The following is a 13,974-nucleotide window of genomic DNA, read 5'->3' on the forward strand; positions in this document are numbered from 1 at the left end:
CCATTCATAATACGGCGAGGCAGCTATGCCTCGCCCACCATGTTAAAAACCCAAAAAATTAAAGTATACCAAATTAAAGGAATTTAATATTCCTTAAAAAGTTAAAAAACCACAAAATACAATTGAGATCTATTTCTATTCGCATTTTTAATTGGTACAATCACCTACCCTTACCTTTATGCAAAATACGCAATAAATGAAGCAACTAATTTAATAAAGGTAATTAACTATTGCCAGCTCTTAAGCGGCCTTCTCTTTAATCTAATTGGTACTATTTCAGGAGTTTTACCATGCAAATGCGCTACTTATCAGCGTGTTTGATGCTTTTACTTAATGCCCCTTTACACGCTAATGAAGTAAAGCAACAAACAACAGATCCTCAATGTAACGATAAGAACAATAAGCAATGCAAAGAGATAGAGCGCATTACTGTTAAAGGGCAATACATCGGAATTGAAGTACCTGAGGTGATAGGTCGTGCCTATTTAGATAGAAACTTTATCGAAGCAACCCCCAAAGGTAATGGTGATATTAATGAATTAATTGCCTTACTGCCGGGCGTGCAATTAAGTGAAGACTACTACTCAATTGATAACCTTGCTGAAATTAGCGCCCCAGAAATAAGTATCTCGGGTGCAAAGCCTTGGCAAACAGGCTTTATGATTGATGGCATGAATTATAACAATCGTCTTGATCCTGCCAGCGCGAGCCGCATTGGCGCCTCTGAAAATGAGGTATCAGGCGGTGTGCAGAGCATGAACATTAACAGTCAAATTGTTGAGTCGATTACTGTTTACGACCATAACATTCCAGCAGACTTTGGTGACTTTTCTGGTGGCGTGGTCGATGCCGAAACGATTTCACCTTTTTCTACAGATACTCGTGTGAGCTTTGGTATTCGTGGTAACCGCAGTGATTGGGGGGAGTACCATATAATCGATAACGATGAGCCTGATGACACCGCAGAGGGCAAAGACGACCTTGAGCCACCAATCTATGAAAAAACTAATATCGATTTTTCAATCCAAAAAAAGTTAAATGAACAACATGCTTTACTAATGAGCGTGAGCTATTTAAAAAGTGATATTTCGGATATTTCACTCTCGGCACAGAAGGTCGAAAGTAGAGAAAACATCAATGCCTTACTGAAATACAGCTATCGCGATGGCTGGGTTGATTCACTCGATTTAAGCGTTATGTATGCCCCTTATACTTCAGACTCGTACTTAAAAGACGTGCTCAATAGTGACTATCAAGTTGAAGGGGGAAGTTTTGGCTTTACTGCGAATTTAGCTGAAGAAACACGCTTTGGTCACTTCAGCAGCAAATTTAATATGAGTCAAAGTGATAACAACCGTACAGGACCTGCGCATTTTTATACTTGGCTTCAAGCTAAAGGCAAAGAGTGGGGTCAATTAGCCGATCAAAACGTCGACTCAATTCCTGTTTCAGAGTACGGCGGCTATGGCAACCTTGATAACACGCAAACCACCTTTAATTGGCGAAACACCCTAACACTTGAGCGTAAAAAGTGGGGCAATACCGAACATGCAATTCGCGTGGGTGCTGAACTCAACCATCAAAATTATGAGCGAACTCGCCAACAGAACTATTATAAGTATGACTCACCAATTCAATACTCATCAACTAACGCACAACTAAACTGTAGTGGCTATACTCTTGATTGTGTTGAACAAAGTTTTTATGTTGATTTAGATACCCTTGCCGAGCAATTAGGCGGCAGTATCGATTTTAATAATCCAGAGCACTTACTTGCCTACTCGAATAACGTAGCGACAACTGCTCAGTATTTTAACTCTCGTCTTGTCACACCAAGTGAATATATCGATGTAAGCTTAAATAAAGCAGCACTGTATGCAACCGATGTCATCACTTGGAAGCAGTTTGATTTTCACTTTGGTGTTAGATACGACTACGATGATTTTTTCAAAAATCACAATATCGCGCCACGCTTCTCAATGGGTTATGACGTATTTAACGATGGTAATACACTACTGACTGCGGGTTTGAACCGTTATTACGATGCAGGCCTACTCGGTTATAAAATTAAAGAGCAACAAAAGTTCGCTTATCGTGAGTACCGCCCTATTCAAAGTGGCTACTTACAAGCTTGGCTTCCTTCTTCTTACACAGGTAACTTTCGTTATATTTATGACGATGTGAAAAGCCCCTACGATGATGAAATTGCGTTAGGTCTTCGCCATGCTACCGAGAGTTTCGGTAACTTTGCAGTGAAATACGTACATCGCGACAAAAAAGACCAGTTATCCAGAAATGAAGAAACCAACCTAAAAAACGACGGTTATCAGTATATTACTATTTATAATAATGGTACTGGCGAAAGCGAGCGATACTCGCTGTCTTGGGATGCAAAATTTGGCGACCATTCAATATGGGCCAATGCATCTTATAGCCAAAATAGTGAAAGCAATATTGACTACACTGCAACACCCGACAACACCCCTATTGAGTCGCTGGTTTACTATGAGGGTGAGCTCATGAGCTTATCTGAGTTAGATACCCTTAAAGCGAATTTTGGTCGCCCAGTAACTGCTAACTTTGGTTGGAATACAGATTGGACTGATACGTTTTCAACAGGTTTAACAGCAACCTACAGCGGCAGTTACACAACTGCAATTAAGTCTAGTAGCGATCAACGAATTGGTATTGGTAGTGAGTGTACTACGTGTGAAGCAGTTGAAATATTTGTGCCAAAGTACGAAGCACATACCTTTGACGCTCGCATTATGTTTGCCTTAAGTAGCCGTTGGGAGTATCAAGTTAGTCAATCTCAATCTCTTGAAGTTCGCCTTGATATCAGCAACTTATTTAATGCCAGAAGTCACGCTATTACAGAAGGAAATTCAGGTATTGAACCAGGTAGAATGTTTTGGTTAGGGGTATCTTATAACTATGAATAAATGGTTATTTCTCTTAACTTGCGGCATTTTTACAACGAGCGCCTTCACACAAGAGCAATCATTACGCAAGTTATACGCAAAGCCACAGCATGAGTGGCCTGCGATTATTAGCAGTAAAGATGTGCCAGCTGCACCGCTCAAACCTTTAGAAGCCAAGCCGATTAAGCAAAGTGATGAGATCATCGCATTAGGTAAAAAGCTATTTAACGATACCCGCTTGTCACGAGATAACACGGTAAGCTGTGCAAGTTGTCATGAGTCTCGTTTAGCGTTTTCAGACAGGCGAAAGTTAGCTGTCGGCATTGACGGTCAAGTCGGCACACGAAACACCCAAGCCATTATTGGTGTTGACCATTGGCAAAGTTTCTTTTGGGATGGCAGGGCTAAAACTGCGACAGAGCAGGCATTAATGCCAATTGAAAACCCGATAGAAATGGGCACTTCCGTTGATCTTGTGATTAACAAAGTAAACAGTGCTGAGGACTATAAAAGCCCAATATTCAATGCCTTTGGCAAAGAAGCACTAAACAAAGAACTATTGGCTCTTGCGCTTGTTGCCTTTGAACGTACCTTTGATATTCCAGAATCATTATTCACGCGCTTTATCGATAAAGCGCAAACGAGTCCTAGTGAAGCGGTTGCACTTTTAAACGATCAACAACTTGAAGGCTTGCATCTTTTTAGAACCAAAGCAAGGTGTATGACTTGCCATGAAGGTGCTTTACTCAGCGACAATGAATTTCATATTACGGGGCTGCATTTTTATGGTCGAAAACTTCAAGATTTAGGACGTTTTGATGCCACCCAAGACCCAGCTGATATAGGCAAGTTTAGAACCCCTTCTCTTTTAGCGTTACAACAAAGTACACCTTGGATGCACCATGGTGGCTTTCAAAGTTTGCTGGGGATAGTCAACTTTTATAATGCAGGTGGAGCAAGGCCAAAACCGAGCAAAAAATTTAAAGATGATCCAAACTACCCACAAACAACAGAGTTACTGCATAAGTTAGCACTTAGTAAAGATGAAAAAAATGCGCTTATCGCATTTTTAGAAACCCTTTAACTGCACGCTCGCTCTTAGCGATAAGAGCGGGCTTTCTTACCCCTTTAATTGACTTGGCGTAAGCCCGGTCCAGCGTTTAAATGCTCGTCTGAAATTAGCAATATCATAAAATGATAAGCGCATGGCGACTTGCTCATTGCATTGTTCGCGCATGGCAAGTAGGTAAATCGCTTTGCGCTTACTTTGCTCATCATACAAGGTAGAAAAACGTACGCCATGAGCTTTTAGTTTGCGCTTGAAAGTTGCAGGGCTCATAGCAAATTGGCTGGCGACTTGGTCTAAATTTAACGCCGGATTTTGATAAATTAATCGGCTTACGGCTTCCACAAAAGTGCTATTTGCTGAATCTAATGCCGCTAGCTGCGAGTTAATTTGTGAGAACCTAAAACTACTAAACGCGGGGTTAGTAAGCCTAAGCGCGTGTTTATTTAATACCCAGCGGGTTATAGGCTTTTCAAAAGCAACTTTAAGGCCCAAATGCTGCTCGTATTCTTGGCTATGTCTGGCGCGTTTACAGGCAAACTCAAACTGACAAGGGACTCGCTCACCCGCCACTTTTTTAAGAACTTGGTAAAACGCGGCGCTGTAAATTTCCATAACGTACTGGCTTATTTCATCATCCAAGCCCACTGCATTTTGCAGCACAATGTAATACTGCTCGTTATGTACATAACTGTAACTAAATAACAAAGGGGCTAGTTGCATGCGTAAATTGTGTAACTGCTTTAAAGCTTGGCCGATATGCGCTGCATGTAACACGCCTTGGGCGGCAACAGAGGTATCGTTTGCTAGTTGACTGCCTAATAAAAAGCCACTGTCGGCGGATTTCATCAACTGCTTAAACTGCGTCAATAAGCGTACTTGCTGCGAAATACTAAACTGATGCTGCACACTCATTAAGTCTTGCTCAAACACCCCTGTGCCTCTGAGTAACTTATGCAGTGCAATGCCGCGACTTAAGGCCAGCTCCACCAGCGTGGTGATCAGTCCCTGTGCGGTGAGGTATTTGTCATCTTGATTAAGATACGGCTTCACAATGGCTGACTCTTTGTTGTTTTTGTTGTTGTAACTTAGCGTGTAAACGCGAGCTTAAACTTTGTGGTGTATCGCCATGCATACTGCCCACTAAGGCCGCTGTTACATCTTGAAACTTAGCGTGTTTTTCGCCTTCGACCTTAAATGCACAATGGCTCAGCGCCGAGGTAATTTGCGCCACCAGCTCTTTCGCTTGTACTGCGCTGGTGTTTGGCATTAGCACCATAAAGCAGTCTCCTGCATAGCGGCACACCACATCGCTAAGGCGACAATTCATCAATAAAAGCTCGCTTACTTCACCTAGTAAGCGGTCGCCTTCGATAAAGCCAAATTCAGCGTTAAAATCAGCAAAACCACGAATATCAATAGCGGCCAGTTGCAGAGGCTGTGGCTCACTTAATTGCTCTTTTAACACAGCTTGTAAGTAATCAGCCTTATACAGCCCTGTTATTGAGCATACTAATTCATGCTCACGATGCTGAGCTTCACGGCGTTTTAGTTGCCTGTTAAGCACGTATTGCTCTTGGTGCCACTGATACAGCCCAAGGCTTGTGAAAATCATGCCTATCGGCGCAGGCAATGATTCAATCCAAGTAAGCCACGTATTGGTTGGTTGATGTAACCACTCATCAAATAAATCAAGGGAAGCTGAAAACATAAAAAGCCCTAGCCCAAGCACTAAAAAGCTGGTGACTTTGCCGGGCGGCCTCGAAATAAGTAGCGCAGCTATCCAAGTCAGGGTCATTAGCACAATGCCACCCTCGCCTAAAATATCTAACCAAGCAATATCGGCAAAAGGCTTTAACTCTCCTGCTTGTGCGCTTAGCAAAAACGCAATCACAAACAAAGCAATAACGGCATTGGTTAAAAAACGATGATGAGTAAAAGGGTTATATCGCATTCTCAGTACCTAACAATAATTCACGCAGCCATGCTAACTCGTTAGCGCTTAAAGCAGCAGGGTCATATTAGCTCAATGATGTGACAGCAAAACGACAGTCATACCTTGTTAAACCCCTTAAGCACTGTATTTACCTTAAAAAGATGGGGTTATTGCAGCTCAAAAGCACTTTTAAAACCCGCTAATCACTTGTTTTTACTGGCTGTTAGCGATTTTCTGTCACATTTGCGTCATTTAAGCTGCGTACTTTGCTCACCAAACCAAGGACAACCAGGAGCAAACCCATGAAACAATTTAAAACGAAGGCGTTAGTAAGCGCCCTCGCCTTATGCCAATTTGCCGCTTACGCACAAGACGAACAAAGCAGCGATGAGAAAAAAGTAAAAGTCTCTGAAGAGCTTGTTGTATATGGCGAAATCGGCTATCGCAACCGCTCACAAGAGCTGGCACCGACGCTTGAATACTCACAAGAATACTTTCAACGTTTTGAACCGCTGACTGCCGGTGATGCATTAAAACGTGTACCGAGTGTGACGTTTTTATCGGATGTTTTAGAGTCTGATGGCGCACGTATGCGTGGCTTAAGCCCGGCTTACACAAAGGTACTTATTAACGGTGAAGAAGTCCCTGGTGCAGGTGCTGACCGCTCATTCTTTGTTGACCGTATTCCTGCTGAGCTAATTGAGCGTGTAGAAATTATTCGTGCTCCAAGTGCAAACCGCTCTGCCGATGCCATTGCCGGTACGCTGAACATTGTATTACGTGACGGGTACAGCCTAGATGGTGGTTACTTGCGTGCAGGTGGCCTGCGTTATGACGATGGCGAATTAAAAGAAAGCTTTGCAGGTGTTTACGGCACTGAGTTTGCTGGCGGCCGTTTACTACTTGGTGCGAACTTACAAGGCCGTTATAACCCAAAACAAAAATCAAGCCTACGCTATGGCGACAGCCCAGAGAATAACGCCAATTACAAAACCGAAGAATTCGATAACCGTGAAGATCAATCAGACACCCGTGACGGTGACGACACCTCGCTAAACGCCAGCTACGAAATAGCTTTTGATGACGGCAGCAAGTTCGATATCAGCGCGATTTGGGTTGATACCGACCGTACTGAAGATGAGCGTTCATTCGAATATGACGATCCAACAGCAATCAATAACTCAATTGTTGAAGGCGGTAACCTTGAGACCGACAACGCCAATGTATCTTTCATCGATCAAACCAACTACAACATCAACTCGGGTTATGAGCTACCCCTTTTTGGTGGCACCAGTAAATTTAAGCTTGGTTTTGCAAGCTTTGAAGAGTCTGTTTACGAGCAAGAAGTAGAAATCGATACCTCTGAGCTACCTATGGTGTTTGAGGAAGAAGAAGAAACCGTAGACCTGGATGACAAAGAATGGTCATTACAATGGCAACATAGCTTATTTGCAGGCGAGAACAAAACGATTCAATTCGGTGCCTTTGTACAAGGTAAAGAGCGCGATACTGCTGTTTATCAAGCCGAAGGTGAAAGCGAACAAAGCTTTACTAGCTGGGATCAGTTCAACAAAACACCACTGTCACTGGCAGGCTTTAATAACGAGTTTGAAGCAGCCGCTGGTGGTGTCAATAAACTCGAAGAAAACCGCATAGATGTATTTGCATTAGTTAAGCACGAAGACCAAGACTTCTCGTGGGAGTTAGGTGTGCGCTACGAAACAACTGATTCAACCATTACTGACAAAGTAGAAGGTGTAAGCGCTAAAAACGATTATGACTTCTTCTTACCATCGGCACATTTACGCTACAACGTCTCTGAAAATGGCCGTGTTAGTGCATCGGTTGCACGTAGCTTACGTCGCCCTGACTTTGATTACATCACCCCTGCTCTACTTGAAAAAGAGCTAGGCGATAACGACTTTTTAGGTAACCCAGACCTACAACCAGAATCATCGTGGGGTATGGACTTAGGCTATGAATATCGCTTAGGTAAAAGCGGCGTCGTGGGTATTAATGTGTTCTATCGCGATGTCACTGACCTTATCGAAATAGCCAATACAGGCCAACAAGGCTCAGAAGGTGATGGTACTTACATTTTGCAACCGCGTAACACCGGTGATGGCAACGTAAAAGGTATCGAGCTTGATTTATCAACGCCGCTAAGCGCTATTAGCATGCCAAACACAGGGGTATTCTTTAACTACTCATGGCTTGATTCAGAAGTAGATGACACTTTCGGTAGCCGTAAATTCAACGACCAATCAGACTACGTGTTTAACGTTGGTTTTATTCAAGACCTACCTGATTTAGGCGCTTCGTTCGGTGCAACTTACCGTAAACAAGGTGATGCTTATGGTCGTATCGTGGGTGAAGAAGTAACCACACACTACGGCGCAGACCTTGAAGTATTCGTAGAAAAACGCTGGCAAGACGTCACGCTTCGTTTAGTGGGCTCAAACCTACTTGATGCAAGCAAAGACGAAACCTTCAACAAGTTCGACACGGTTGATGACCAAATCAACCGCGATTTTGACGAGTACGAACTGGAGTCTGAAGAAGCAGGCCCTGTTATCCAGTTAATGCTGCGCTACGCGTTTTAATACACATAATAGTTATTAAGGCAGCGCATTGCTGCCTTGTTGTATATTTGGGGATCCCATGAATTTTAAAAAACCACTTAATCTTGTTGCCAGTGCAGTGATGCTAAGCACCCTAGCAGCGTGTAGCCAAACAACGGCAACTGAGGCACCAAGTAAAAACCAATTAACAGCCTTTGGCACAACTGAAAATATGCAAGGCTCACAAGCAGCAGCCCTTGCTGATGACGCTTGGCTATTAAGCTCACAAAGCCAAGGCCTACAACTTATTGATGTCACAGGTAAACAGCACGCATTACAAAAAGGTAACTTCGAAGCGCTATCTGTTAAGGCGATCGACAAAAACAGTTACCTTGTTGCCAGCATCGACAACGAAGCCGACCAAGCGGTGATTTTTAGCTTACAAAAAGCAGCTAAATGGCAGCTAACTGAAATTAGCCGTATCAGCCCACCAAAAGCAAAACCTGAGGCGGTGTGCTTATTTGCCAACCCGACCACTCAAGCCGTGTCGGCATTTGTGGCAGACGCTCGTGGTCTTATCCGCGAAACACTGGTGTTTGATATGGCAAACAAACGCGCGTTAAACTTTGAATTACGTGAGTTTGCTGGCGTAAGTGAAACATCAGGCTGTGCGGTTGATGATAACAGTAAAACTCTTTATTTAAGTGAAGGCGAGCTAGGCATTTGGCAAATTAACGCCGACGCTGAATCACGCGCCGATAAAAAGCCCCTTGCTATGATGTCGCCATTTGGCAGCTTAGCGCCTGAAGTTGGCGGTTTAAGCACAACAGAAGATGGCAGCTTATGGTTTACCACCTCTGAAGATAACCAATTACATCGCTACGAAAATAACACAAAGCGTTTTAGTAGCTGGCAATTTGCAGGAGAACTGGCGATTGAATCTGCCGCAGTGCGCTTTAACCATAATCAAGCTGACATCGTGTTATACGATGATGAATCAGGTCATTATGTAAAAGGTCAAATAAATGGGCAGGCTAAACAACACACTAGCGCTAAAACAGCGGCTGTTACTTACATCAATGCACAAGCGCAAACCGATGCAGTACGTGCTTTTGGTGATGCCGCCGATGACCCTGCAATTTGGGTAAACCCTAATAATGCAGCTAAAAGCTTGATCTTAGGTACTGATAAACGCCGCGGTTTAATGGTGTATGACCTTGCAGGCAAAGAGCTACAAGCGCTAGAAACAGGCCGTTTAAATAATGTTGATGTGCGCCAACATGCAAGTATCAACAACGCAACGAATACCTGGATTGCAGGTAGTAACCGTACTCATAACAGCATCAGTGTTTATAGCGTCGATACTCACAATCAGGTGCAACATCTTGCTGAGCTGCCAACGACTCTAAACGAAATTTACGGTATGTGTATGTACTCATCAAACACAGGCAACTATGTGTTTATGAATGACAAATCAGGCCTATTTCAGCAATACAAACTAACAGGTGATAATGAGAGCGTATCAGCACAACTAGTGCGCGAGTTTAGTGTTCCAAGCCAACCAGAAGGTTGCAGTGCTGATGATAAAACCGCACAGCTATTTTTAGGTGAAGAAGACGAAGGTATTTGGTTTATTGGCGCTGAGCCAACAGCTGGAAATAAACCTGTAATGCTGCAAACCGTGAACGATCTGTTGGTTGATGATGTAGAAGGCATGGAAATCTACCACGCAAAAGATGCCCGCTATTTAGTGGTTTCTAGCCAAGGTGATTACAGCTATGTGCTCTATAAAATTATCGATGGCACTACCCCTAGCCTAGCGTTTGCGGGCAAATTTGCAATCAGTAATAACCTAGAGTTAGCAATAGATGGCGTATCAGAAACCGATGGCCTAACGGTCACACCGGCTGCACTACCGGGCTACCCTGAAGGGGTGCTAATTGTGCAAGATGGTTACAACCGTATGCCACAGGCACCGCAAAACTTTAAGATTATTGACTGGCGCGAGGTAAAAAAAGCTATTCAATAAGTTACTCTGTAAGGTGCTCGGTTTATCTGGGCACCTTTTTTATCTGAACATGTTTAATCAGTAAAATAGATAACTAAAACACCCAACTATTGCACCGTAAATTAGCATAGGCAAAAAGGTTTTCTTAAGCACAGGCCCTTCTTGATTATTCACTCCAACAATACTGGCTACAGCAATAATATTGCTAATGCAGATCATATTCCCCATCGCCGCCCCTATTGATTGTAGCGCAAGCACTAAGGTTTCTGACAAGCCCACTTGCTGTGCAATACCATATTGAATACCGCCAAAGGTAAGATTAGATACGGTTGCAGAGCCTGAAAAGAAAGTGCCGAGTGCCCCCAAGTACGAGGCAAATAACACCCAGTGCTCCCCGCTTAAATCAGCAAAGGTACTCGCCATATAAAATATGGGCGCATTATGGCCGCCTTGCATTAAAACATTCACCATCACCAGCGCCCCGATTAAAGCGATACATGGCATAGCAATACGGCCTAAGGTGTCGGAGCACATTTGCTTTACTTGTGGCTTGCTCATTTTAAGTAACGGCACGCAGATCAGCACCACCAATACAAACGGGATCAAGGCTGGTACAAACAAGGTTTTATACGACCACCCCACTGAGGTGGCAAATATCTCATGTAAAGATAAGATCAGTGCTTTGCTTAATTCAAATTGTGCAAAGCCCAAATGAATACTCAGCCAGAGCGTTTCGTCGTTAAGCAATGCTTTAATGCCCAACTGATGAATACGGGTTATCACCAGCACAACAATCAAAAGTAATAACGGGAATAATGCTAAAAATAGCGCTTTGGGTGTGAACTCAGCTTTGCCTTTCGTGCTTTGTGCATTTACAGCTGACTTATCTAACCCCACTCCTTTATTGGCTAAATAGATAGTGACTAATAGACCCACTGCGCCACCTATCAGTGATGGAAATTCATAGTTCCACTGGGCAAACAACCAATAAGGCAAAACACATGAAAACACACTTAAATAAATGAATACGCTATTTTGACGCACCTTTTTTAGTGGTAAAACAAGACACAGCGCAATCATAGGAATAACCAAAGCAGCAATCACATGACAAAGCGCCGTCCACCTTGAAATAGCCAGCACTTGCCCATCATCTAATTGTAGCGCTGAAAAGCCAAACCATGTTGGTGTGCCAACTGCACCAAAAGATACGGGGATCGAGTTTAAAATAAGAGTGAAAATAATCACTTTAAAAGGCGAGAAACCAAGCCCGACCAAAATAGGCGCAGCGATGGCCGCTGGCGTGCCAAATCCCGATGCGCCTTCGAGCATAAATGCAAATGCCCAGCCGATGATCATCAACTGTGCAACTTGATTACTGCTAATAGATTCGAGCCAGTGTTTAATCGTGGTTTCGGCCCCTGATATTGCCAACATGCGGTTAAGTAAAATAGCCCCAGCAATAATCGAAATAGGCGTCATAACAGACAATACACCAGCAAACGAATTAGCAAGCAACAGCCTTAAATCAGCTTGAAAGTAAAACAGTTGCAGTAAAGCAGCGAGTAGCGCTGTTATGGGTAAGGCAATATAAGAGGCGATGGGGCTGCTTTTTACCATCATCCAGATCAGCACCAAAATAGGCAGTGCAGCCACTAGGGTATTCATGGGTCATCCTGTTGTTTTTATTGAGCGCTTTCCTTAATTCAAAGTATAGACAGGATAACCCTAATCAGTATTTTTTATTTGTTAAATGAGTGTATTAAATGAGTGTACTGAGCCACCAAAGTAACAGTACTAACACAGAAATAGCCACTAAGGCTTTGGTTTTGTGCTTTTGAATAATTCGCTCAGCCTGATTACCCGCGTAATAAACAACGACAGCAAGAGCAAAGTAGCGAATTGAACGCGCAATGACCGTTGCCAGTAAAAATAGAAAAATCGAATACTTAGTAGCCCCAGCGGCAAGCATGGCAATTTGAAATGGGATGGGCACAATACCGAGCGTCAATACAAACCAAAAGCCTTGTGCCTGCATTTTTTGCTTAACTTGCTCGAATTGCTCAGGGTTTGAGAAGGTATTAATCACCCAATCGCCCACTACATCAAATAGATAATAGCCAAGGGCATAGCCAAAAATAGCACCGATTATACAACCTATGGTCGCCATTAAGGCAATTAACCAAAGCTTTTCACGGCGGGCTTGCATTAACGGAATAAGCACAGCTTCAAGAGGAATAGGCACTATGGTTGACTCTAAAAATGATGCCACCGTAATCGATTTAAGCATATGTTTTGAGTCAATAAACTGCCGTGTTTTTTGCTTAAGCTTTTTTGCAATCGCCATTATTCATCCTTAATCGTTTTGTTGCATTTTAGGTTACAACAAAAAGTCTTAACCGTCCCTTACGGTTTATGAACATAGCGACTACGACCCTGATTTTTAGCCAAATAAAGCGCTTGATCAGCACGTTTCAAGGTACTACTAAAGGTCTCAGTAGCACGTTTGATCGCTGAACCAACACTCACGCTGAGCGTTTTACTCGGTGTCACCATCACATTACTGGCCAGGCTCAGCAGTTGCTCGCAGGTAGCATGTAATTCATCTGCATCATCTGTGGCAACATACATTGCAAACTCCTCACCACCAATTCGCGCAAATAGAACGTCTTCTCCTAATGCTTGGTGACACTGATAAACAAAGTCTATCAATACCTGATCGCCTACTTCATGGCCATATTCATCATTAATCGCCTTAAAATGATCAATATCGGCGATCACTAAACTATGTGGTTTACTTTGGTTTTGCTGCACATAATGGTAAAAATAACGACGATTGTACGCCTTTGTTAATACATCGGTTTTTAGCTCTTCTTCGAGCTGCTCTCGGGTTTTAGCTAAATCAGTAAGCGCTAAATAAAGACCAAACCCAGTGATAAGCATCCCTAAGGTGCGGGTAATATCTTCGATATAAATGCCGACCCAGATTGGTTGGAACACCAGCTCATCTAAAAAATCAAATGTAAGTCCGACGCTCCAAAGGAAGATACCCACACTTAAAAATAAGTAACTGCGCTTAGCAACCACCGAAGTTTGCACAAACGCAAAAATACAAATCAAAATGAGCAAATTAATAGCATCACTGAGCACACCATTTAAGTAAACATCACTTTCAAGCCGATTAAAGTTATACAAATAAGTCACGACTATCATCAATAAAACGACAACAAAAAAGCTAATAAAGAATTGCTTTACTACAAGAGGTACTGAATTTAACTCAGCCTTTACTTCTGGAGGGGGTGCTTGCTTATTCATAATTAATCACGACAACTTGCTGCAATGAATTAAACATTAGCAAAGCAAATTTAAAAGTGCATGATAAAGCCACTATAAAGGGGAAAAACCAGCGTTTTTACTGGAGTAAATATTCTAAACATAAGCCGTTTTAGTCAGTAAAAAAGTCTAAGTTCATGCCATTTGCCACT

The 13,974-nt window shown here is 42.8% G+C and carries 9 protein-coding genes; 4 read left to right on the plus strand and 5 right to left on the minus strand.

Annotated elements, in window-relative coordinates:
• Window positions 1–290 precede the first annotated feature (290 nt).
• Entirely contained in the window at window positions 291–2,942 is a 2,652-nt protein-coding gene (locus IMPJCBKJ_RS05330; RefSeq protein WP_166339118.1) for a TonB-dependent receptor plug domain-containing protein, read from the plus strand.
• Window positions 2,935–4,005: a cytochrome c peroxidase gene (locus IMPJCBKJ_RS05335; RefSeq protein WP_166339120.1), complete on the plus strand. Its 1,071-nt coding sequence runs from the start codon at window positions 2,935–2,937 to the stop codon at window positions 4,003–4,005. Before IMPJCBKJ_RS05330 ends, IMPJCBKJ_RS05335 begins: the two co-directional genes overlap by 8 nt.
• A gap of 36 nt (window positions 4,006–4,041) precedes the next feature.
• Here IMPJCBKJ_RS05335 and IMPJCBKJ_RS05340 read toward each other — a convergent pair whose 3' ends face one another.
• Window positions 4,042–5,040 carry an AraC family transcriptional regulator gene (locus IMPJCBKJ_RS05340; protein WP_166339122.1) on the minus strand — a complete coding sequence of 333 codons (999 nt, stop codon included), beginning with the start codon at window positions 5,038–5,040 and terminating at the stop codon, window positions 4,042–4,044.
• The gene (locus tag IMPJCBKJ_RS05345) at window positions 5,024–5,941 is read right to left on the minus strand and encodes a sensor domain-containing diguanylate cyclase (protein ID WP_138599929.1); all 918 of its coding nucleotides are present in this window, start codon (window positions 5,939–5,941) and stop codon (window positions 5,024–5,026) included. The genes IMPJCBKJ_RS05340 and IMPJCBKJ_RS05345 overlap by 17 nt, the downstream gene beginning before the upstream one ends.
• Window positions 5,942–6,225: 284 nt before the next feature.
• On the opposite strand from IMPJCBKJ_RS05345, the gene IMPJCBKJ_RS05350 reads away from it, so the two are divergent.
• Together IMPJCBKJ_RS05350 and IMPJCBKJ_RS05355 are read left to right on the plus strand one after the other, a co-directional pair.
• Entirely contained in the window at window positions 6,226–8,526 is a 2,301-nt protein-coding gene (locus IMPJCBKJ_RS05350) for a TonB-dependent receptor (protein WP_166339124.1), read from the plus strand.
• Between the two features lie 58 nt (window positions 8,527–8,584).
• A complete protein-coding gene (locus tag IMPJCBKJ_RS05355) occupies window positions 8,585–10,513 on the plus strand; it encodes a phytase (RefSeq protein ID WP_166339126.1) in 1,929 nt (642 codons plus the stop codon).
• 57 nt (window positions 10,514–10,570) lie between these two features.
• Here IMPJCBKJ_RS05355 and IMPJCBKJ_RS05360 read toward each other — a convergent pair whose 3' ends face one another.
• The 3 genes from IMPJCBKJ_RS05360 to IMPJCBKJ_RS05370 all read right to left on the minus strand — a co-directional run bounded on the left by IMPJCBKJ_RS05360 (window position 10,571) and on the right by IMPJCBKJ_RS05370 (window position 13,804).
• Window positions 10,571–12,157, minus strand: a complete 1,587-nt coding sequence (locus tag IMPJCBKJ_RS05360) for an L-lactate permease (protein ID WP_166339128.1) — start codon at window positions 12,155–12,157, stop codon at window positions 10,571–10,573.
• 94 nt (window positions 12,158–12,251) lie between these two features.
• A complete protein-coding gene (locus IMPJCBKJ_RS05365; protein ID WP_166339130.1) occupies window positions 12,252–12,836 on the minus strand; it encodes a VTT domain-containing protein in 585 nt (194 codons plus the stop codon).
• Window positions 12,837–12,895: 59 nt separating this feature from the next.
• A complete protein-coding gene (locus tag IMPJCBKJ_RS05370) occupies window positions 12,896–13,804 on the minus strand; it encodes a GGDEF domain-containing protein (protein ID WP_166339132.1) in 909 nt (302 codons plus the stop codon).
• Window positions 13,805–13,974 lie beyond the last annotated feature (170 nt).

The sequence above is a fragment of the Pseudoalteromonas sp. MB47 genome (assembly GCF_011319765.1).
GTDB lineage: Bacteria > Pseudomonadota > Gammaproteobacteria > Enterobacterales > Alteromonadaceae > Pseudoalteromonas > Pseudoalteromonas simplex.

Excerpts from the sequence above, each read along its gene's own strand:
- IMPJCBKJ_RS05330 (WP_166339118.1), top strand. The coding sequence starts at position 291 with ATGCAAATGCGCTACTTATCAGCGTGTTTGATGCTTTTACTTAATGCC.
- IMPJCBKJ_RS05335 (WP_166339120.1), top strand. The coding sequence starts at position 2,935 with ATGAATAAATGGTTATTTCTCTTAACTTGCGGCATTTTTACAACGAGC.
- IMPJCBKJ_RS05345 (WP_138599929.1), bottom strand. The coding sequence starts at position 5,941 with ATGCGATATAACCCTTTTACTCATCATCGTTTTTTAACCAATGCCGTT.
- IMPJCBKJ_RS05350 (WP_166339124.1), top strand. The coding sequence starts at position 6,226 with ATGAAACAATTTAAAACGAAGGCGTTAGTAAGCGCCCTCGCCTTATGC.
- IMPJCBKJ_RS05355 (WP_166339126.1), top strand. The coding sequence starts at position 8,585 with ATGAATTTTAAAAAACCACTTAATCTTGTTGCCAGTGCAGTGATGCTA.
- IMPJCBKJ_RS05360 (WP_166339128.1), bottom strand. The coding sequence starts at position 12,157 with ATGAATACCCTAGTGGCTGCACTGCCTATTTTGGTGCTGATCTGGATG.
- IMPJCBKJ_RS05365 (WP_166339130.1), bottom strand. The coding sequence starts at position 12,836 with ATGGCGATTGCAAAAAAGCTTAAGCAAAAAACACGGCAGTTTATTGAC.
- IMPJCBKJ_RS05370 (WP_166339132.1), bottom strand. The coding sequence starts at position 13,804 with ATGAATAAGCAAGCACCCCCTCCAGAAGTAAAGGCTGAGTTAAATTCA.